General features: G+C 58.6%; 16 protein-coding genes, 1 tRNA gene and 1 pseudogene. 14 read left to right on the forward strand and 4 right to left on the reverse strand.

The genetic code is table 11. The features are described 5' to 3' along the window. The first annotated feature begins 168 nt into the window (after window positions 1–168). From V6L81_RS16775 to V6L81_RS16785, 3 genes are read left to right on the forward strand one after another with little or no spacing between them, the layout of a single operon-like run. Window positions 169–708, forward strand: a complete 540-nt coding sequence (locus tag V6L81_RS16775) for a DUF3455 domain-containing protein (protein WP_095003322.1) — start codon at window positions 169–171, stop codon at window positions 706–708. Between the two features lie 50 nt (window positions 709–758). Beyond that, entirely contained in the window at window positions 759–1,352 is a 594-nt protein-coding gene (locus V6L81_RS16780; protein WP_404824632.1) for a sigma-70 family RNA polymerase sigma factor, read from the forward strand. Then, the gene (locus tag V6L81_RS16785; protein ID WP_095003320.1) at window positions 1,349–2,071 is read left to right on the forward strand and encodes an anti-sigma factor domain-containing protein; all 723 of its coding nucleotides are present in this window, start codon (window positions 1,349–1,351) and stop codon (window positions 2,069–2,071) included. Before V6L81_RS16780 ends, V6L81_RS16785 begins: the two co-directional genes overlap by 4 nt. Here the strand turns inward: V6L81_RS16785 and V6L81_RS16790 are convergent. Both V6L81_RS16790 and V6L81_RS16795 read right to left on the reverse strand, forming a co-directional pair. Next, window positions 2,058–2,654 carry a DedA family protein gene (locus tag V6L81_RS16790; protein WP_095003319.1) on the reverse strand — a complete coding sequence of 199 codons (597 nt, stop codon included), beginning with the start codon at window positions 2,652–2,654 and terminating at the stop codon, window positions 2,058–2,060. The two genes, V6L81_RS16785 and V6L81_RS16790, sit on opposite strands and share 14 nt — an antisense overlap. 46 nt (window positions 2,655–2,700) lie before the next feature. Further along, window positions 2,701–3,747, reverse strand: a complete 1,047-nt coding sequence (locus V6L81_RS16795) for an EamA family transporter (protein ID WP_095020707.1) — start codon at window positions 3,745–3,747, stop codon at window positions 2,701–2,703. A 290-nt stretch (window positions 3,748–4,037) separates the two neighbouring features. On the opposite strand from V6L81_RS16795, the gene V6L81_RS16800 reads away from it, so the two are divergent. After that, window positions 4,038–4,124: transfer RNA gene (locus tag V6L81_RS16800), tRNA-Leu, on the forward strand. A 198-nt stretch (window positions 4,125–4,322) separates the two neighbouring features. Here V6L81_RS16800 and V6L81_RS16805 read toward each other — a convergent pair. Then, window positions 4,323–4,751, reverse strand: a complete 429-nt coding sequence (locus V6L81_RS16805; RefSeq protein ID WP_095020708.1) for a MarR family winged helix-turn-helix transcriptional regulator — start codon at window positions 4,749–4,751, stop codon at window positions 4,323–4,325. After that, entirely contained in the window at window positions 4,748–5,173 is a 426-nt protein-coding gene (locus tag V6L81_RS16810) for an SRPBCC family protein (RefSeq protein WP_095018644.1), read from the reverse strand. The genes V6L81_RS16805 and V6L81_RS16810 overlap by 4 nt, the downstream gene beginning before the upstream one ends. A 2,067-nt stretch (window positions 5,174–7,240) precedes the next feature. Between V6L81_RS16810 and V6L81_RS24245 the strand changes: the two are divergent. From V6L81_RS24245 to V6L81_RS16855, 10 genes and pseudogenes are all read left to right on the forward strand, one after another. Continuing rightward, a pseudogene (locus V6L81_RS24245) lies at window positions 7,241–7,966 on the forward strand (ESPR-type extended signal peptide-containing protein); the annotation flags it as partial. A gap of 39 nt (window positions 7,967–8,005) precedes the next feature. Beyond that, entirely contained in the window at window positions 8,006–12,694 is a 4,689-nt protein-coding gene (locus V6L81_RS16815) for a YadA-like family protein (protein ID WP_338660175.1), read from the forward strand. A gap of 105 nt (window positions 12,695–12,799) precedes the next feature. Further along, window positions 12,800–13,690, forward strand: a complete 891-nt coding sequence (locus V6L81_RS16820; protein ID WP_338660176.1) for a hypothetical protein — start codon at window positions 12,800–12,802, stop codon at window positions 13,688–13,690. Between the two features lie 553 nt (window positions 13,691–14,243). Then, window positions 14,244–15,107, forward strand: coding sequence for a MurR/RpiR family transcriptional regulator (locus V6L81_RS16825; RefSeq protein ID WP_153326693.1), 864 nt, complete (start codon window positions 14,244–14,246; stop codon window positions 15,105–15,107). Window positions 15,108–15,145: 38 nt separating this feature from the next. Further along, window positions 15,146–15,697 carry a D-alanyl-D-alanine dipeptidase gene (ddpX, locus tag V6L81_RS16830; protein WP_095002831.1) on the forward strand — a complete coding sequence of 184 codons (552 nt, stop codon included), beginning with the start codon at window positions 15,146–15,148 and terminating at the stop codon, window positions 15,695–15,697. Between the two features lie 150 nt (window positions 15,698–15,847). Continuing rightward, window positions 15,848–17,428, forward strand: coding sequence for an ABC transporter substrate-binding protein (locus V6L81_RS16835; RefSeq protein WP_150628153.1), 1,581 nt, complete (start codon window positions 15,848–15,850; stop codon window positions 17,426–17,428). 75 nt (window positions 17,429–17,503) lie between these two features. Next, the gene (locus tag V6L81_RS16840; RefSeq protein WP_338660177.1) at window positions 17,504–18,520 is read left to right on the forward strand and encodes an ABC transporter permease; all 1,017 of its coding nucleotides are present in this window, start codon (window positions 17,504–17,506) and stop codon (window positions 18,518–18,520) included. 1 nt (window position 18,521) lies between these two features. Then, on the forward strand, window positions 18,522–19,403 hold the full coding sequence (gene ddpC, locus V6L81_RS16845; RefSeq protein WP_095018638.1) for a D,D-dipeptide ABC transporter permease: 882 nt from the start codon (window positions 18,522–18,524) through the stop codon (window positions 19,401–19,403). A 2-nt stretch (window positions 19,404–19,405) separates the two neighbouring features. Further along, window positions 19,406–20,398, forward strand: a complete 993-nt coding sequence (locus V6L81_RS16850; protein WP_095002835.1) for an ABC transporter ATP-binding protein — start codon at window positions 19,406–19,408, stop codon at window positions 20,396–20,398. Beyond that, complete coding sequence (locus tag V6L81_RS16855; protein ID WP_095002836.1) at window positions 20,395–21,366, forward strand: ABC transporter ATP-binding protein; 972 nt, start codon at window positions 20,395–20,397, stop codon at window positions 21,364–21,366. Before V6L81_RS16850 ends, V6L81_RS16855 begins: the two co-directional genes overlap by 4 nt. The last annotated feature ends 10 nt before the right edge of the window (window positions 21,367–21,376 follow it).

The raw sequence follows: 21,376 nt of genomic DNA on the forward strand, positions 1-21,376 counted from the left end.
CCTTGGCGTTGAGCCTGTATTCCCAAGCTTAGGCCAAGGGATCCGTCACGCAACCGGGTTCCCGGACTTTGCCTTTCAAGTTTATTTTTTGCAACTGCATCCAAATCCTCCTGCTGCGGGTAGTACCCGTAACAGCAGCGTGCTGTTATCCCATCAGGAGATCGGAACATGAACGCAAAACCTTTGATCAGCCATGCCAGCCTGACACTTGCCGCCATGCTGCTGGTGGCAGCCCAAGGCGCCTGGGCACAGTCGAATTTGCCCGAAAACATTAGAGTTCCCGACGGCCACAAGATGGCAATGACAACAGTTGGTGTAGGCGAAATCACATATGAGTGCAAAGAAAAAGCCAGCACTCCAGGCGAAATGGAGTGGTTTTTTGTAGGCCCAAAAGCTCAGCTCAATGACACAACTGGTAAACAAGTTGGTAGCTACTTTGGCCCGCCCGCGACCTGGCAAGCCCTGGACGGTTCCAAAGTCACCGGCACCCAGCTCGCAGTGGCCCCTGCCGGGGCTGGCAACCTGCCCTATCAACTGGTCAAGGCCAATCCTGCAGAGGGCAAAGGTGCCATGAACGGTGTGAGTTACATCCAGCGTGTGGCACTCAAGGGCGGTGCGGCACCTGCCAGCGCCTGCACAGCCGCCAACAAGGGCCAGCGACAAGTAGTGCCATACCAGGCCGATTACATTTTCTGGGCCAGCCGCTAATGCGTTACATCGTCTACGCTGCTTCGATGGAGACCGGGCAATGACCGGAGATGTCCCATCTGCAACGGCGGAACACAGTGACACTACCTGAGCCACTATTTGACTATGAAGCCTGCCTGCTGGCCTGCGCCCGCGGCGAGCAGCAGGCGCTGGTGGCCCTGTATGCCCAGGAAAGCGCGCGCTTGCTGGGGGTAGCCAAACGCATTGCCCGCGACAGCGCACTGGCTGAGGACATCGTGCATGACGCTTTTATCAAAATCTGGATGCGCGCCGCCAGCTTCGATCCCGGGCGCGGTTCTGCACGAGGCTGGATTTTCAGCCTGACCCGGCATCTGGCCCTGAACTGCAGGCGCGACACTCGCCTGGAAATTCAAGTCAGCGAAAGCAGCGAACTGGCCTTGCAACCTCTGGCCACTCTCGACGGTCGCCACCAGATGCAGGACCCACTGCAATGGCCGGATGGCTGCGAGCGCATATACGGCTGCCTTGAGCAACTCGACCCGGCCCGACGCTCCTGCATTGTGCATGCCTATGTTGACGGCTATACCCATGCAGAAATTGCAAACAAACTGGACACCCCTCTGGGCACCGTAAAAGCCTGGATCAAACGCAGCCTGAGCGCCTTGCGCGAGTGCATGGGATGACTTTTACACCTGACAATAGCGACCCGGACGATCTCGATGCCTTGGCGGGCGAATACGTGCTGGGCACGCTCAATGGGCAACAACGGCGTGCGCTTGAGCAACGCCTGCCCCATGAGCCTGATCTGCAGGCCGCAGTCGATCGCTGGGAAGCCCGACTGTTGCCCCTCAACGACCTTGCCCCGGCGCAACAGCCTTCAGAGCGGCTGTGGCCGAGAATCGAGCGCAGCCTGAACGCCCTGAATGTCCCAGCCTCGCCAACACAGGCCAGTACTGGTTGGTGGAACCTTCTGCCATTGTGGCGCGGCCTGACGGCCGCAGGCCTGGCCGCAACGCTGGCACTGGGCGTGGCATTGTGGTCCGTGACACCTGCCATCTCACCGCCCGCCTATGTGGTGGTTCTGGTGGCACCACAAAGTCAGGCACCCGGTTGGGTCATCCAGGCCAACGATCGTGAACATATCCAGCTGATCCCCCTTGGCGTCGCGCAAGTGCCCGGCGACAAGGCGCTGGAGTTCTGGACCAAGGCCGACGACTGGGCCGGGCCTGTGTCCCTGGGGCTGGTCAAGCCGGGACAAGTGCTGTCACTGCCACTGGATCGCCTGCCGCCGCTGTCGCCCAATCAACTTTTCGAGCTGACCCTGGAAGGCCCCAACGGTTCGACAACAGGCAAGCCGACAGGGCCGATCCAGTTTATCGGCCGGGCTGTCAAAGTGATTTGACCGCTTTGGTTTTCGCCCTGGTTTTCGCCCTGTAGTGACGGGCAACGGCCACCACCACCATCAATGCGACCACGCCCAGGGCAATCGGCAAGCGATAGGGCTTAAGGTCGCCCAGTACGCCTTCGAGAAACTCCCCGGCCCAATAGCCGCCACTGGCAAACAGCGTTGCCCACACGGCCGCGCCCACGGCATTGATGCAGAGAAACTTCAATGGCGAGACCTTGCTGGCACCGATCACCATGGGCCCGATCAGGCGCATGCCATACAAAAACCGCACCGAAAAAATGGACACCGTCGGATACTGGCCAATCAACTGCGTCACGCGATCAATAGCGGCCTGCTGTTTGTGCAGGCGGGGCAACAGGCGAGCACCGAAATAACGCCCGAGCCAGAACAACAACTGATCACCCAGCATCCCCGCCAGGCTGGCATAACCAATCACCGGCAACAGCTTGAGGACATGCTGGTGTGCCGCCATCCCCCCGAGGATCAGAATGGTTTCACCTTCGAGCAAACAGCCGATAAAAATGGCCAGGTAACCATACGTTGCCAGCAGGTAATTGAAGTCAATATGTTCAAACATGCGCGATCCATAGCTCCATTGAAATCAGGGTTTAAAACGCAATGGCTCAGTGCCGGTGGCGATGATGGATATCCGGGAAATGCGGATGGTTATGGCTGATGACCGAATGCTGATGTGCATGACTGTGAGCCTTGCCCGCAGGAATATCTGCGGCATGCTCATGCTGGTGATGTTCATCGTGGGTATGGCGATGGGAGTGCTCCAGCGGCTGATGTAAATGCTCATGCTCATGGCGCTCGGTCAGATGCAGCCAGACCCCGACAATCATGCAGCCAGCAGCCAGCCAGAACAGCAGCGATACCGACTCGCCCAGCAGCACAATGGAAATTGCCGCCCCCAGAAAAGGTGCCGTTGAAAAGTACGCCCCGGTGCGCGCCGCCCCCAGGCCGCGTAATGCCAGGACAAACAGCACCAAACTGACACCGTAGCCCAGGAAACCGATCAGCAGGGTCGGGCTCAGTACCCCAAACGACGGAACCTTCGCCCCCAAAGCCAATGCAATCGCACAGTTCACCAACCCCGCGAAAAGGCCCTTGGCGCCCGCGATATACAGCGCATCAGAAGCAGATACCTTGCGCGTCAGATTGTTATCGACCGCCCAACAGAAACAGGCAAACCCCACCGCCAATGGCCCAAGCCAGGAAAGCGACACCGCCGCAGATGCCCCGGATGGCCAGGACAACACAACGCCGCCGGCAATGATTGCCAGCATCCCCAGCACGATTCGCCGGTCTGCGTTCTCCTTGAACACCACCCAGGCCAGCAGTGCCGTGAGCACTGGTTCAAGATTCAACATCAACGAAGCCGTCGCCCCGCTGGTGAGGGTCAAAGCGAACATCAACGCCACGGGACCCAGGATCCCGCCAAATACAATTGCGCCGAGCAGCCAGGGCCATTCACCGGCACCCAGACCCGAGGGCTTCCAGCCCCGATCGCGGACACAGCGCACCAACAGCAAACCCAGGCCACTGCCCAGGTACAACAGTCCGGCCAGCATCACCGGCGATACCTCGGTACCCAGCAGCTTGGCCAATGGCGTACTGGCCCCGAACAGCGCTGCCGCTGCCAATGCGTAAATCACACTCGTATTCATCACGCCCACTCATGTCCCAGCTGTGCAAGCAGCCTAGCCTACTCGGGAATACGCGCCGCAGCAGCGCTGCAAATACCCTCAACACAGCAGGGACACCCCCGGCGTGTTGCATATATCTATGATTTTTCGACGGTTTTACCCAGGCACGGAGAAAAAAAATGTACCACAATGGACACTATCGACCTTGCCTCATGAGCGCAGGCTCTATATATTCGTCCACCTGTTGCGCAGGCTCTGAGTACTTTCTTTGTTAAAGCACCTTCCTTCGTGACCCGCTTTATAGCGCTACCGCCCGAATGGCGAAATTGGTAGACGCATGGGACTTAAAATCCCCCGTTCGTAAGGACGTGCCGGTTCGATTCCGGCTTCGGGCACCAAACAAATCAAGGGCTTGCATGAGATTCTTCGTGCAGGCCCTTTGTTTTTGCTCTGCAAAAATTCAGACCGCTCCGCAATTCTGTTTTTTACCCCTTCTCTGCCTTCCTGCCAAAACGGGCGTCATTCTCCTGCGCAAACACAAAGCCCAGCACTAGGCCGGGCTCGGGGGTTATCACACCTGATTTCCAGACAGGTAATCAGGTGTTGCGCGTTAGAAAGAACTCTCTGTCGAAGCCTTCAACAATCGGCATAGCAGCACGCAATCGTCGGTGGCCCTCTTCGCTAAGTGACACCAGATTTGCGCGATGATCTTGCGGGTTCACTTGCTTTTCAATAAGCCCGTCCTTACCCAAGCGGGATATGATTTGCGAAATATGCATGCGATCCATACCGGTAAAACTGGCGATTCCATGCTGAGTCACCTGCTCGCCCTCTCTAGTCAGCCAACCACTTACAGCCAGGATAGCGAACTGTGGCTGGGTAAGTCCCAAGGGCTTCAAGCGGACATTAAGTTGACGCTGCCAGTCCAAAAAGTCGCGCCAGAGTCTGAATCCAGGGCTGTCGCTTGGCCCCGCGAAGGCAGAACCACTCCAGTTCTCCTCGACGCCGTCCTTGCTCACACTCATAGGGAGCTTGCCCGGGCTTCACTGGACTTCTTAAGCCCCTGCATCGTATTGGGTAACGCTGCCTGGATGGATCTACCTATCAGGTATCGAAACAGAAAGCTCAATGGCCCGGAGAATTCAACCCAGTGAGTTGCGACAGTGCCCCCCTCTTTTTCCGTGAGCAGGTGCCCGAATTCCATGCGACATAACGGCAAACGGCTTTGCGCCGAAAACGACTTTTCTTCGGTCATCTCAACAATCTGAATGCCAGCCTTGGGCCCTACCCTGGGTTTAAGCCAACCTTTGGCTCCCAACTTGAGACCGCCAGGCAAGCTGGCACTACTCACTTCTGGGTCCCAGTCAGCCCACCGTCCCGCATCCCTATACAAGCGGAACACTTGCGCGGGGGTCGATCTGATTTCAATAGACTCTTTGATTTCCATGGCCTTTGCCTTGCGTCTGTAGGGTCAAAATAATTGTAAATGCATTTACAATATAAAACCACACACCAGGAACGGCTGGTAAAAATCGCTACAAACACGATCCTCTTAGGACTCAGCTCCAGAGTTGGACTCCCTGCTCATCACCGGTCAGCACCAACGGCAATACAATAAGCACACCGCCGAGATACGACTCAGGCTCAGTGGCCAGCTGGGGCATACAACGGTCGTGATGACCGAGATTTACATCCGTCAAAGGGGCGGCAAAAAGGCAACCCAACCAAATGATTTTTGACGGGCATTCTTCACAGCAATTATTTTTGATCACGTAGAAGCAATGGCCTTCAGGGTCCTGGCACCGTCTCGCTGCGAAACATACACAGACACAGATCTAACCTACTGTTTTTAAAAAATAAATTTTTTGAATTAAAATCCCCCGTTCATAATGACGGGCCGGTTCGATTCCGGCTTCGGGCACCAAACAAATCAAGGGCTTGCATGAGACTCCTCGTGCAGGCCCTTTGTTTTGTTCGCTGCGATTTTTTCGGGTTATGCCATCGTTCATTGTTTCGAGTGGTTGGCGAGGTCTTCGCTTGACTGCCACCAATCGAGAACTGCTTGGTGTCGGGTCATGTTCAACGTCACTCCCTCAGCGAGCCAAACCCCCAGCACAGCAACAACCATTCCACTCCACGCCACGCCATGCCAACCCTGGCATGACCTCATCGAGCAATTAGTTCGCCATTACCGATGCCAATAGCGGCACCATGAAGAACAACGCCGACACCCGCGCTGCCTGATGAGAGCGGGCCATAGTCAATAGACTGAAAGTGCTGTCAGCCGATATTGCGCAATGAACTACAGCATCCAGGCGAAACATTTCTCCGCCGTTGAATGCACTGACGCTACCCACGCCCCCCACATATGCTCTTCGTCAGTAAACATCGAAAAGAAGGCAACTACCCTTGCAGCAGGGACTTCAACACAAGCGCATGAGCAACCTGTACAGAACCTATCCCCCGCTCGTTCAGACACAGGCTACACCAGCAAAAACATCGTGACCGGGCAGCGCCCTCTGGTTCTTTTCGCCATGCCATATTTATTATATTACTACTGACCGCCATAACAACAATGCAAATTAAAATCATAAAATTAAAGATCACCCATATTAAAACCGACATACAAAAACCACCCCACACCTCGCCTCATCACCTGAGACCCCACACTACAAGGCCGAGCAATTGCATTACCAGGACTGCACATGCGCGACCACTCAAACTGCAACAAGGCGCCACTAGCCTGCCACCAGCCACGCAGAAACACATCAGATTAAACAAACCATATAACAACTATCGTCAACACCCACCTGCTGCGCTGACTCATACCTAAAACCTCATAACATTAAGATCGAATTGATATTTCACCGTCTTCTCCTACAAACGCCCCTTCACAACGACAGCCAAGTGGTCTGGACTTTACATTAAGAGACATAACGTGCACCCACCGAAAACCATTAAAAATAAGACAAAAATGATCATTTTCAATCTCTTGAGCAGCCATACAACCACTCAAAACTTACCCAACCGCAATCATGCCAGCGCAGGACGCCCCCCCTTTTAATTACACATATACTTTTTAAAAACAATCAGCCCACCTCATTACTCGCACGAAAAACATCCGAACACTAGTTACACAACTTGAAATAACCTACAGCCGTACTACTTTAAAAATATGAGCCATCAAGACTACCTACTCACTGCTGGGCTGCCATGGTTTCGTGCGCGACTTATAGCTTAAATATCAGTAACGCGCTCGCACTGTTAAAACCGGATCCAATAACACTGTTTGATAGCAACATCTACCTCCCCTCAAGAGGCCTCGGACAACATGCACACCCCTTATTGTGCCGGAGCAACTAGCATTTGGCTTGCGCACAACAAAGCCCCGCCCGCTCGTCACAAGCGCCCTGGTCTTTAACCAACACTCAGATACCGCATGCAAAGGCGGTAGTTTCTGATGCACATCATATTCTTTCATCAGAGGTTGGCGTACATCCCGCCATAAACAATCATGAACAAGATTTTTTCTGTGGTATGGAATTACTCCTTGGGCAGTTGGGTAGTCACTAGTGAGTTTGCGCACAAGAAAAATAAAAGCGGACCTTGCAAGGGCATAAGAACATTAGTGATTGTTACTGTTGGACTGTCATTAGGGCTGCTACCCACATTTGCCTTTTCCAGCACGGCAATATCGGGAGGCGTGATCAGTAACAGTTCGGCAACAGGTAATGGTGGTGCGCCGGCGACCGTAGACTTCTATTCCGTAGCCATTAGCGCCGCCTCTGGCTCCACTGCCAGGAACAGAAGTGTTGCGATCGGTGAGGCTTCCGTTGCAACAGGCGACAGCTCTGAGTCATTCGGGCGACTTGCCGTCGCTACCGGCACTTCCTCTGTTGCTATCGGATTATCTAGTAATGCTTCTGGCACTAACTCTGTCGCATTGGGCGAAACCAGCAATGCCTCAGACTTGGGAGCCTCCGCCCTGGGTGCTGAAAGCGTTGCCAACAGCCAAAATTCGACAGCTGTGGGTACTTCCAGTCAAGCTTTAGCCATAAACGCTACCGCGCTTGGTTTCAATAGCAGGGCCTCTGGTGCAAGCTCTATGGCCTTAGGCGTCAGCAGCACTGCTTCAGGTATAGCCTCCGTAGCCCTGGGAGCTAGCACGATAGCGTCTGGCCAAGACGGCATTGCTATCGGCAGCACTTCACAGGCAACCGCTGCCAGCTCCATGGCTATCGGCTCGAACGCAAGAGCTACCGCAACCGGGGCAATCTCCATGGGTAGCGGCTCTCTGGCTAACTCGAACGATAGCGTCGCAATCGGTACCTCGGCGCAAGCCACTGGCGGCAAAGCCGTATCCATTGGCGCAGGCAACACAGCCACCGGCAACGGCGCTGTCGCCATCGGTGACCCTAACACGGCAACCGGCACCGGCGCAGTCGCCATGGGCGCCGACAATACCGCCAACGGCCAGGGCAGCGTGGCCCTGGGCAATGCCAATACGGCAACAGGCCAAGGTTCCGTGGCGCTGGGTAATAGCTCCCAGGCCAACAGCGCCGGTTCCATTGCCCTGGGCGATGCAGCCACTGTGGTCAACGCCGCTACCCAAGGGTTGGCACTGGGCTCAGGGGCAACATCCAACAACATCGGGGCCGTTGCACTCGGCGCCAACAGCACCACGGCGGCGGCAGTCGCCACCACAGGGGCAACCATCGGCGGCGTCGCTTACACCTTTGCCGGGACTGCACCCGCCAGCGTGGTCAGTGTCGGCAGCATTGGCGCAGAACGGCAAATCTCCAATGTGGCTGCTGGTCAGATCAGTGGTACCAGTACCGATGCCATCAACGGCAGCCAACTGTTCGCCACCAATCAACAGGTCACCACCAACACCACCAATATCGCCAGCAATACAACCGCGATCAACACCCTCAATAGCGGTGGAGGCATCAAGTACTTCCACACCAACTCAACACTGGCCGACTCCTCAGCGACAGGTGTGGATGCCACAGCGACGGGAGCAAATGCCCAGGCCCTCAATGCCTCGGATATCGCGCTTGGTGCCAACACCACCGCCAGCGGCGGCAACTCCCTGGCGGCCGGTTCGGGGGCAAGTGCCACCGCAGCCGGAGCGGTGTCCCTGGGTAACGGTGCCACATCCAGTAACGCCGGTGCCGTTGCACTCGGCGCCAACAGCACCACGGCGGCGGCAGTCGCCACCACGGGGGCAACCATCGGCGGCGTCGCTTACACCTTTGCCGGGGCAGCACCCGCCAGCGTGGTCAGTGTCGGCAGCGTTGGCGCAGAACGGCAAATCACCAATGTGGCTGCTGGTCAGGTCAGCGGCACCAGTACCGATGCCATCAACGGCAGCCAACTGTTCGCCACCAATCAACAGGTCACCACCAACACCACCAATATCGCCAGCAATACAACCGCGATCAACACCCTCAATAGCGGTGGAGGCATCAAGTACTTCCACACCAACTCAACACTGGCCGACTCCTCAGCGACAGGTGTGGATGCCACAGCGACGGGAGCAAATGCCCAGGCCCTCAATGCCTCGGATATCGCGCTTGGTGCCAACACCACAGCCAGCGGCGGCAACTCCCTGGCGGCCGGTTCGGGGGCAAGTGCCACCGCAGCCGGAGCGGTGTCCCTGGGTAACGGTGCCACATCCAGTAACGCCGGTGCCGTTGCACTCGGCGCCAACAGCACCACGGCGGCGGCAGTCGCCACCACGGGGGCAACCATCGGCGGTGTCGCTTATACCTTTGCCGGGGCAGCACCAGCCAGCGTGGTCAGTGTCGGCAGCGTCGGCGCAGAACGGCAAATCACCAATGTGTCTGCTGGCCAGATCAGCGGCATCAGTACCGATGCCATCAACGGCAGCCAACTGTTCGCCACCAATCAACAGGTCACCACCAACACCACCAATATCGCCGGCAATACAACCGCAATCAACACCCTCAATAGCGGTGGAGGCATCAAGTACTTCCACACCAACTCAACACTGGCCGACTCCTCAGCGACAGGTGTGGATGCCACAGCGACGGGAGCAAATGCCCAGGCCCTCAATGCCTCGGATATCGCGCTTGGTGCCAACACCACAGCCAGCGGCGGCAACTCTCTGGCGGCCGGTTCGGGGGCAAGTGCCACCGCAGCCGGAGCGGTGTCCCTGGGTAACGGTGCCACATCCAGTAACGCCGGTGCCGTTGCACTCGGCGCCAACAGCACCACGGCGGCGGCAGTCGCCACCACGGGGGCAACCATCGGCGGCGTCGCTTACACCTTTGCCGGGGCAGCACCCGCCAGCGTGGTCAGTGTCGGCAGCGTTGGCGCAGAACGGCAAATCACCAATGTGGCTGCTGGCCAGATCAGCGGCACCAGTACCGATGCCATCAACGGCAGCCAACTGTTCGCCACCAATCAACAGGTCACCGCCAACACCACCAATATCGCCAACAATACAACCGCAATCAACACTCTCAACAGCGGTGGAGGTATCAAGTACTTCCACACTAACTCAACACTGGCCGACTCGTCGGCGACAGGTTCGGATGCCACAGCGGCAGGAGCAAATGCCCAGGCCCTCAATGCCTCGGATATCGCCCTCGGTGCCAACACCACCGCCAGCGGCGGCAACTCCCTGGCAGCCGGTTCGGGGGCAAGTGCCAGCGCAGCCGGTTCTGTGTCGCTGGGTAACGGCTCGCTAGCCAACTCTGCAGATGCAGTAGCCATCGGCACCTCGGCACAGGCTACAGGGGGCAAAGCCGTGTCCATCGGCGCAGGCAATATCGCAACCGGTAACGGCGCCGTGGCCATCGGTGATCCCAACACTGCAACAGGTACCGGCGCAGTCGCCATGGGCGCCGACAACACCGCCAATGGTCAAGGCAGCGTGGCCCTGGGTAATCTCTCCCAGGCCAACGAGGCAGGTTCCATTGCCCTGGGTGATGCGGCCACAGTGGCTGTAGGCGCAACACAAGGGCTGGCTCTGGGCTCCGGCGCAACATCCAGTAACGCCGGTGCCGTTGCTCTCGGCGCCAACAGCACTACTGCCGCAGCAGTCGGCACCAGCGGGGCAACCATCGGCGGTGTCACTTACACTTTTGCCGGTGCCACACCGGGCAGCGTGGTCAGCGTCGGCAGTGTCGGGGCAGAACGGCAAATCACCAATGTGGCTGCTGGTCAGATCAGCGGCACCAGTACCGATGCCATCAACGGCAGCCAACTGTTCGCCACCAATCAACAGGTCACCACAAACACCACTAATATCGCCGGCAATACAACCGCGATCAACAGTTTCAATAGCGGCGCAGGCATCAAGTACTTCCACACCAGTTCAACCCTTGCTGACAGCGCGGCCACAGGCCTGGACAGCATCGCTATCGGTCCTCAAGCACAGGCCAGTGCTGCTCAATCCTTCGCCGCCGGTGCCGGAGCTCTGGCAAGCTCTACGGGTAGCGTGGCACTGGGTAATCTGGCCAGCGTATCGGTAAACGGAGGGGTTGCATTGGGGCAGGGATCGGTATCGGACCGTGCCATCGCACCGGCAAGCGGCGCCATCCCGGCAGGCAGCAGCACCTTAGCCTACGACACGACGGATGCAACATTGTTGGGTGCGCTCTCGCTGGGTTCAGCCGGTCAATATCGTCAACTGATCAATCTGGCGGACGGGACCAGTGCCCAGGATGCCGTGACCCTGCGTCAATTGGGCGGAGCCGTCGGCTCACTCAGTTCCACCGGCAGCATGTTCTTCCACGCCAATTCTGTTAACCCGCAGGACTCATTGGCTATAGGCCAGAACGCCATCGCCGTAGGGCCTGCAACTGTCGTCAATGCTGACAACGGTATAGGGATGGGTAACAACGCCGTGGTCAGCCAGGCGGCAACTGGCGGGATTGCATTGGGCGGTAACAGCCAGGTGTTGATGGCTTCCGGGGTTGCCATCGGTACCCAGGCCCAGGCCCAAGGTGAACAGTCAGTAGCGCTGGGAGCCGGGGCTGTAGCCAGTCATGCATCAAGCGTTGCCCTGGGCTCGGGTTCGATCACTACCGTCGGCGCACAGGCGGGATACACCGCTACGGGCCTGACTACATTGCAAACATCCGTGGGGGAAGTCGGGGTAGGTACTGCGCAGGGCAGTCGCCAGATTACCGGTGTAGCAGCAGGTTCTGCACCCAACGATGCAGTCAATGTCAGCCAGCTTGGCGGTGCCATAACACAGGCCAATCAGTACACCGATACGGCGGTCAACAACATAGGCGGGAATGTCTCACAGGTCCTTAACGACGTCACTAATATCAAGAACGGAACGGAAGGCATGTTCCAGGTCAATAACACCAGTGCATTGCCCACGCCTGCGGCCACAGGTACCGATGCGGTGGCGGGCGGTGCCGGCTCGCAAGCTTCCGGCAACAAAAGCACGGCCATTGGTACCAGTGCCAAGTCCGGCGGGGAGCAAGCAGTCGCGGTGGGCAACGGAGCAACAGCTACAGCTACAAACAGCGTCGCACTGGGTGCTAACTCGACAGCCACTCGCGACAACAGCGTTTCGGTAGGGGCAGCAGGCAGCGAACGGCAGATCACCCATGTCGCGGCAGCAACCCAGGGCACCGATGCGGTGAATTTCGATCAACTCAACAGCATTTCGGCGAACACCACCAACAATGCCAACAACTACACCGACCAACGTTTCTCGCAGCTCAATAGCGACCTGAAGAAACAGGACCGTGTCTTGAGCGCAGGGATCGCCGGGGCCATGGCCATGGCCAGCCTGCCACAGCCTTACGTTGCTGGCGCCAGCATGACAGCTTTGGGCGCTGCCACCTATCGTGGGCAAGGAGCGCTGTCGTTCGGCGTGTCGAGAGTCTCCGATAACGGCCACTGGGTGGCCAAGCTCCAGGCCAGTACCACTACCCAGGGCAATTTTGGGGTCGGTGTCGGTGTGGGCTACCAGTGGTGAGCATGAACTGAAGCAGTTACCAACGACGGTCAACACCCGTCACTGCCGCCCCGGCACGGCTCCATTGGTGCCGGGGCGTTAATCCAAAAAAACAGGGCGAATACCATGTCATTGCTCAAAACAACCGGATGGGTTATCTCATTGGCGCTGATGGCAGGCTGCGACGGCGCTCCACAAATTTTCGCCAACAGGGAGCCGCATGGCGTAATGCTCCCGGCACTGCCAATAATCCAGAGGGCAGTCATGGGGATGGTTCCCATGGTCGAAGGGCAGCGTAACGATGTGATGATGCACCATGTCTGCGCAATGGCTCGCGGTGAAAGTACCGCGCATCAAGTTGCTGAAACCTTGAAAAAACAGGGTGTCGATCTGAGCATAACGCCAGCAAAGGACGATCCATTATCATTGCTGGTGGATCCGGACATGTCTCACCGGGCGACCGCATGCGCAGCCTACATTGCAACTTCGCCAATGGTGCTGCCAAGAACCAGCGATTTCATGGTTGAAACGGTTAACGAACAAACGCGGGAAAGACACCCGAGAACGATGCATATAGACCCACAAAAACTGAACACCTACCTACGGGTACAATTGGCAATCGCCAAGTCCGATGCAGACGTATTTGCCCTTATTGCAAGTCAATTGGCACAGACCCCAGGCTTGACCCTGGATCAATACAACCAGCGTGCCAAAAGCCTGTTTACAATCATTGCCCCCGGGTACTTGCAGCGGGTCAAGGAGTTATATACCAACGCCAAGAATGATCAGTATACGTTGAAGGAATACTCTGACACCGGTTTCAAGTTTACCTCCAGCAGCGGACATTCATTTGAGTACGACTACAACGGTTTGAACCTGAGCTACAACCATATTCCCTGGTATGGAGCTGGCCAGTTGCTGGGTAAAACCTACTGGCTGGACGTGGCGTACTTTGATCCGGCATTGGTAGCAACGTTAAAAACGTTGCCGGGCACAACCACAGCAGTCAAACCTTGAGCGCATCTGCAACCTTAGTCCTCTGTGGGAGCAAAGTAGCTCCCACAGTTCAGACTAACAACATTACGCCTGTTAGTGCCTGGCCATTTCCTGCAACAGACGACCATCTCCGGCGAAAAACCCCCGTCATTTGCAACCCCACCCGCATCCCCCTCACCTGGCAGGCTGGCAGGCTGATCGCTGGCAAATCTGTGAGGTTCCAGCCGTGGTGTGACTGAGTACCGCGGGCGCACAACGATGTCCTTCTCACCCACCCACACCTCGCGAACATCAATCGCCATGGCGGTGCTCGGCACGCCGGGCAAAGCCAGCAAGTCAAAACCTTTGAACAAGCTCGCCATCTTGGCCACATGGCCTGGCATGAAAGGGGCATCGCGCTCTGACTGCCAGGCGAGCCCCGAGGGTGCTCGTTGCAACCGTTAAAAACACGCCATTGCTGAAAAAACGCAACCCGCAGAAAAGACATTGTGTTGTTTCGAAAACAAATGTTATGTTGCTAACAGAAGGCGAGAAAATGACACGCCGATAACAATCACATGCTTGGCGTGCTCCTATGTCCCCGGAAAAGAACAGTTTTCTTCAGTTGCTGGAACATGAGTTTTCCAACCTGACCCCCACCGGCAAGCGCATCGCCAGTTACTTGCTGGGCAATCCGCAGCAGTTGCCGTTCGAGTCTGCCGACAGCATTGCCCAGCAGGCCAGCACCAGCGGCATTTCCGTAGGCCGGTTCTTGCGCTCGCTGGGTTATCAGAACCTCGATGAGGTCAAGCAGAGCCTGCGCGGTGACGCTCCCGGCTCCTGGCTGATCACCGACCGCATCGGCGCCTTTCGCGCCGAAAACACCAACGACGATGCCCTCGAACGCTCCATGCACCGCGAACTCGAGGCCATCCAGCAGGTTTACGGCCTGGCCCGCAGCGACGCTTTTGCCCGTATCGTGCAGCGCATTCATCAAGCCGATGCGGTGTTTATCCTCGGCATCCAGTCCACCCGCGGGATTCTCACCGCGTTTCACAGCCACCTCGAATACATCCGCCCCAAGGTCTATTACGTTGACGGCCTTTCCGGCATCTATGCCGAAACCCTGAACTCCGGCTTTGCCAACCCCTACGCGATCATTGCCGATTTTCGCGCCTATTCCAGCGTCACCCAGACCTTCTGTGACGCCGCCATCGACAACGATTTACCGCTGGCCCTGATCACCGATCTGCAGTGCCCCTGGGCCCGTGACTACCCGACCCTGGATCTGTTGCAGATCAAGACCGATGTTGGCCAGTTCTGGGATTCACCGGCCCCCCTGGCGTGCCTGCTTAACCTGTTGGTGTCGGCCGTCGCGGAAAAATACGGCGAGCATCTGGATGCACGCCTGGCCAAAAACCGTCAGTTGCAAAAAGCTTTCGGCCAGTTCGAAGGCTGAGCCCCTCGCCCAAAACAAAACAGCACTGGAGTGTTTGTGTGAACCAAAGCGTTGCAAGCCCGAGCCCGCTCGTTGATATCGATGCCGAGCAGTACCAGGTGCAGATCGAGATGATCTATGCCACCGCCGACAACCTGGCCGGCAAAGTGATCTACCCCAACGCCCGCTGCCAGCTGCATCGCGATGCCGCCCAGTGCTTGCGCAAGGCCGTCGAGCTGGCCAGCCTGGCGGGTTTTACCCTGCGTATCTATGACGCCTACCGACCGCCCTATGCACAGTTTTTGTTATGGGAAGCCCTGCCCAATGGCGACTACGTGCGCGACCCGCACCTGGGCTCCCATCACAGCCGCGGCGTCGCCGTGGACCTGACCCTGGTGGACAGCGACGGCCAGCCGCTGGACATGGGCACCGCCTTTGACGCGATGCAAGACCAGTCCCATCAGTTCTACCCCGACCTGCCGGTCAACGTGCAGCGCAATCGCCTGCTGCTGCTGGGCATCATGCTGATCGCCGGGTTCCACGCGATTGCCACTGAGTGGTGGCATTACGAGTTGCCCAACGCCGACGACTACCCCCTGATCAACGAATGATACGGCCCACGAAACCACAGAGTTTCGAGGCCAGCGCCACTGTTTGAAGACAACAAGAAAACGCTGCACACCTGCTTGACCTGCTACTGCCCGGTTATAGATTCCAAAAATAAACCTACTTCCAGACATCAAATGTTGAAGGAAACCGGCATGACCCTCACTGATACCGTGACCCGCACCACCGCTTCACGTACCCGCTCACTGCTGCCTGGCCTGCTCTGCGCCGCCCTGAGCCTAGGGGCCTGGCAAGCCGCAACCGCGGCCACCGCCCAGGACACGCTGATTATCGGCAAGCCTGCCGACCCGCAGACCCTGGACCCGGCCGTGACCTTCGACAACAACGACTGGACCATCACCTACCCGTCGTACCAGCGACTGGTGGGCTACAAGACCGACGGCGAAAAAAGCAGCACCGAAGTCCAGGGTGACCTGGCCGAGAGCTGGACTGTGTCGCCGGACAACCTGGTCTGGGAGTTCAAGCTCAAAACCGGCAACAAGTTCGATGACGGCACTGAAGTCGACGCCAACGCCGTCAAGTTTTCCTTCGATCGCCTGATGACCCTCAAGCAAGGGCCGTCGGGGGCATTCCCGGAAGACATGGTGGTCGCAGTGGTTGATCCGCAAACCGTCCGCTTTACCCTCAAAACCCCGTTCGCACCGTTCCTGTTTACCCTGGCCCACAATGGCGCGTCCATCGTCAACCCGCTGGTGGCCAACAAGGGCGCTGAAGCCAACGCCTGGCTCTCCAGCCATACCGCAGGCTCGGGCCCATACCGCCTGGCCAGCTGGCAGAAAGGCCAGTCCCTGACCATGGAACCCAACCCCCACTACGCCGGGGCCAAGCCGGCGTTGAAAACCGTGGTACTGAAAATCATCGCCGAGCCTTCGGTACGCCGCCTGCAACTGGAGCGCGGTGACCTGGACATCATCGAAGACATGCCTGAAGACCAGCTCGGCTCACTGGCCAGCAAGCCAGGCGTGGTGGTCAAGGAATACCCGTCGCTACGGGTCACCTACCTGTACCTGAACAACAAGCAGGGCCCGTTGACCAACGTCGATGCGCGCCGGGCCATCACCGAGGCCGTGGACTACAACGGTATCGTCAAGGGTATTCTCAAGGGCAAGGCCGAATTGCTCAACGGGCCGATCCCGGACGGCATGTGGGCCTACGACAGCTCGCTGCCCGCCATGAAACAGGACATGCAGGCCGCCGCCGAGAGCCTGGCCAAAGTGCCGAAGAAAATCACCAACCTGAGCTACATGTACTCGGACAAGGACGCCAACTGGGAACCGATCGGCCTGACCCTGCAAGCCGCGCTGATGCCCCTGGGCATCAACCTCAAGCTGGAAAAGACCGCCAACGCCACCCTGCGCGAACGTGTCGGCCAGGCCGACTATGACATCGCCGTCGGCACCTGGAGCCCGGACTTCGCCGACCCCTACATGTTCATGAACTTCTGGTTCGACTCAAAAATGCAGGGTCTGCAGGGCAACCGCTCGTTCTACAGCAACCCCCAGGTCGACACCCTTATCCGTGAAGCGGCAACCACCAGCGACACGGGCAAGCGCACCGAGCTGTACCAGCAGGCGCAAAAACAAGTGCTCGCCGACAGCGCTTACGTTTACCTCTTTCAAAAGAGCTACACCCTGCCAATGCGTGATTCAGTCAAAGGCTATGTGTTCAATCCCATGCTTGAGCAAGTGTTCAACCTGGGCAGCATGAGCAAGTAAAGCTGCTGCTGCGTGCGCGCCGGCAATGGCGCGCACGGTTGTGGATTTCTGTCGTTAGAGTGACTGAGGTGCCCTATGGCCTTCCTGACGTTGTTGCGCAAGCGCCTGCTTGGCCTGTTACTGGTCGTGTTCGGTGTCTCGCTGATTACCTTTACCATTTCCCACCTGATTCCCGGCGACCCTGCCCGGCTGATCGCCGGTGACCGGGCCAGCGATGCGCTGGTGGCCGGCATCCGTCATCAACTGGGCCTGGATTTGCCGTTGTACCAGCAATACGGCCGTTACGTGCTCGACCTGGTGCAGGGCGACCTGGGCACCTCGATCCGCACCAATCGTCCGGTGCTGGAAGACTTGCAGGCGTTCTTCCCGGCCACCCTGGAACTGGCACTGGTGGCGCTGTTTCTGGCCTTCCTGGTCGGCGTGCCGCTGGGTGTGCTGTCGGCGGTCTATCACAATCGTGCCATTGACCAGATCGCCCGCACACTGGCCGTGACCGGCATCTCGACCCCGGCGTTCTGGTTGGGCCTGGGCGCCATCGTGCTGTTTTACGGCCACCTCGGCTGGCTGCCTGGCGGCGGGCGTTTGTCCGAAGGTCTGACGCCACCGTCGACAATTACCGGCTTCTACCTGATTGACGCATTACTGGCGGGTAACTTCAGCCTGTTTGTCGATGCACTCAAGCACCTGATCCTGCCCGCAGCCACCCTGGGCTTTGTGACCCTTGGGGTTATCTCGAGGCAAATTCGTTCTGCCATGCTCGACCAGCTGGGCGAGGACTATATCCGCACCGCCCGCGCCTATGGCTTGTCGAAATGGACCGTGATCCTGCGCCACGCCTTGCCCAACGCACTGATCCCTTCTGTCACGGTGCTCGGGCTGACCCTCGGCGACCTGCTCTACGGTGCAGTCCTGACCGAAACCGTATTCGCCTGGCCGGGCATGGGTGCCTATGTGGTCAAGTCGATCCAGTCCCTGGATTTCCCGGCGGTGATGGGCTTCGCCATTCTGGTGTCGTTTATCTATGTACTGCTGAACATGGCCATCGATCTGCTGTACCGCGTGATCGACCCGCGCATCGGCGAGGTGAATTGAAATGTCCGTGCCTTTGACCGCAATACCGCGCCCGCAATGGCGTGAAAAGCTCACTTACCTGACCTGGCAGATCCGCCGCAGCCCGCTGACCATGGCAGGCCTGCTGATCACCCTGATGGTGGTGATGTGCATGATTTTCGCCCCCTGGCTGGCCAGCCATGACCCCAATACCCTGAACCTTGCCGAGCGCCTGGCGCCGCCTTCCGCCGAGCACTGGTTCGGCACTGATGAAGTGGGCCGCGACCTGTTCAGCCGGGTACTGTACGGCAGCCAGCAATCGGTGGGTGTCGGTCTGTTCGTGGCCTTTGCCTCATGCTTTATCGGCGGCCTGCTGGGCTGTTTTTCCGGTGTAATAGGCGGACGCTTCGATGCCCTTACCATGCGCCTGATGGACATCATGCTGTCGGTGCCGTCGCTGGTCTTGATCATGGCCCTGGCCGCCGCACTGGGCGCCAGCCTGTTCAACGCCATGCTGGCCATCACCCTGGTGCGGATTCCGTCCTATGTGCGCCTGGCCCGCGGCCAGGCCCTTGGCATTCGCCAGATGGGCTACGTGAAAGCCGCCGAAACCTTCGGTGCCCAACGCTGGCACATGGTCCACTGGCATGTGGCGCGCAACGCCATGCCACCCTTGCTGGTGCAACTGAGCCTGGACATCGGCAGCGCCATTCTCATGGCTTCGGCCCTGGGCTTTATCGGCCTGGGCGCGCAACAGCCCACGGCGGAATGGGGCGCGATGGTCGCCACGGGGCGCAATTACATCCTCGACAACTGGTGGTACTCGACCTTTCCGGGGCTGGCGATCCTGATCACCGCCACCGGTTTCAACTTGCTGGGCGATGGCGTGCGCGATCTGCTCGACCCGCGGCAACAGGGGAAATGACCATGACTCACTCGCAACCGGTACTGGCCATCGACAACCTGAGCCTTGAGTTCCCGGCCTACAAGAGCAGCGTCAAGGCGTTGAACGGCGTGTCGCTGCACGTCAACCCCGGCGAGATTGTCGGTGTGGTCGGCGAGTCCGGCTCGGGCAAATCGGTGACCGCCATGCTGAGCATGCGCCTGCTGCCCGAACGCAGCTATCGCATCACCTCCGGCAGCCTGAGCATGCTCAACCGCGACATGCTCAGCGCCCCTGAAAAGGACCTGCTGAAAATTCGTGGCCGCGATGCGGCGATGATCTTCCAGGAGCCCATGACCGCCCTGAACCCGACCCGCCGCATCGGCCGACAAATGCTCGATGTCATCATCCACCACCAGAAAATCAGTGCTGCCGCGGCCCATGCCAAGGCTGTCGCCCTGCTGCGCGACATGCATATCGCCAGCCCCGAGCAGGTGCTGGAAAGCTACCCCTTCGAGCTGTCGGGGGGCATGCGCCAGCGGGTGATGATTGCCCTGGCTTTCTCTTGTGAGCCACAACTGCTGATCGCCGACGAACCCACCACTGCGCTGGATGTGACCGTGCAACGCCAGGTGCTGCTGTTGCTGCGCGAAAAGGCCCGACAAAAAGGCACCGCCATTCTCCTGATTACCCATGACATGGCGCTGGTGTCACAGTTCTGCGACCGGGTCTACGTGATGTACACCGGCGCGGTGGTGGAACAGGGGCTCACCGCCGATGTCATGAGCCACCCGCAACACCCTTACACCCGTGGCCTGCTCAGCGGCCTGCCGGAGATGGTCGAGCCGGGGCAACCGCTGCTGACCATCCCCGGGCAAGTACCCAACCTGGCACGCCTGCCCACCGGCTGCACGTTCGCCGAACGCTGCGTGCATGCCATGCCGGTGTGCGGTGAACGCCCGGTGCTGACCGCCATCAACCGTGACGAACAACGCAAAACCGCGTGCTGGTTGCCGCAACAGGAGCTTTCGCAATGAACAGCGCACTGATCTACCCCGTCAAGCAGAGCGGCCCCGAGATTCTGAAACTTGCCGATGTGCGCGTGCGCTTCCCTGTCAGCAACGACTGGCTGGGACGTCCCCGGGGCTATGCCCACGCACTCAATGGCATCGACTTGCAGGTACGGGCCGGTGAAACCCTGGGCATCGTCGGCGAGTCGGGTTGCGGTAAAAGCACCCTGGCACAATTGCTCATGGGCCTGCTCAAACCCAGCAGCGGCGAACTGAGCTGGGCCAACGGCAGCAAGGGCGAAGGCAGCAGCAACGTGCAGATCGTGTTCCAGGACCCGCAATCGTCGCTCAACCCGCGCCTGCCGATCTGGCGCATCATCACCGAACCGCTGTACGCCCGCGGCATGCGCTCGCGCGAACAAATGCGCAGCATTGCCGCCAAAGTGGCGGCCCAAGTGGGCATTCGCCCGGAATATCTGGACCGTTTCGCCCACCAGTTTTCCGGCGGGCAACGTCAGCGCATCGCAATTGCCCGGGCGCTGTCATCAGACCCGGACATCATCGTTCTCGATGAGCCAACATCTGCACTGGATATCTCGGTGCAGGCGCAAATCCTCAACCTGCTGGCCGAACTGCAGCAGGCGCGCAACCTCACCTACATACTGATTTCCCATAACGTATCAGTGGTACGCCATATGGCCGACCGCGTGGCGGTGATGTATCTGGGGCAAATCGTCGAACTGGGCAACGCCGCCCAGGTGCTCGATCAACCGCGCCATCCCTATACGCGCCTGTTGTTTGAAGCGGTACCGCGCCTGGGTGTGCCCTTGCTGGCCGAGCAGGTAGCGGCGCCCACCGAACTGCCGGGCAACCGCAAACTGCCCGAAGGCTGTTTCTTTCTCGAGCGTTGCAGCGCCAGTCGTGAAGGCTGCAAGCAACCACAGGTGATGCGCGGCGGCGAGCACCAGCGGGTGCGGTGCCACGTTATGGGCTGAAAGCGCTTTG

This window comes from Pseudomonas bubulae (assembly GCF_037023725.1).
In the GTDB taxonomy this organism is placed as follows: Bacteria; Pseudomonadota; Gammaproteobacteria; order Pseudomonadales; family Pseudomonadaceae; genus Aquipseudomonas; species Aquipseudomonas bubulae.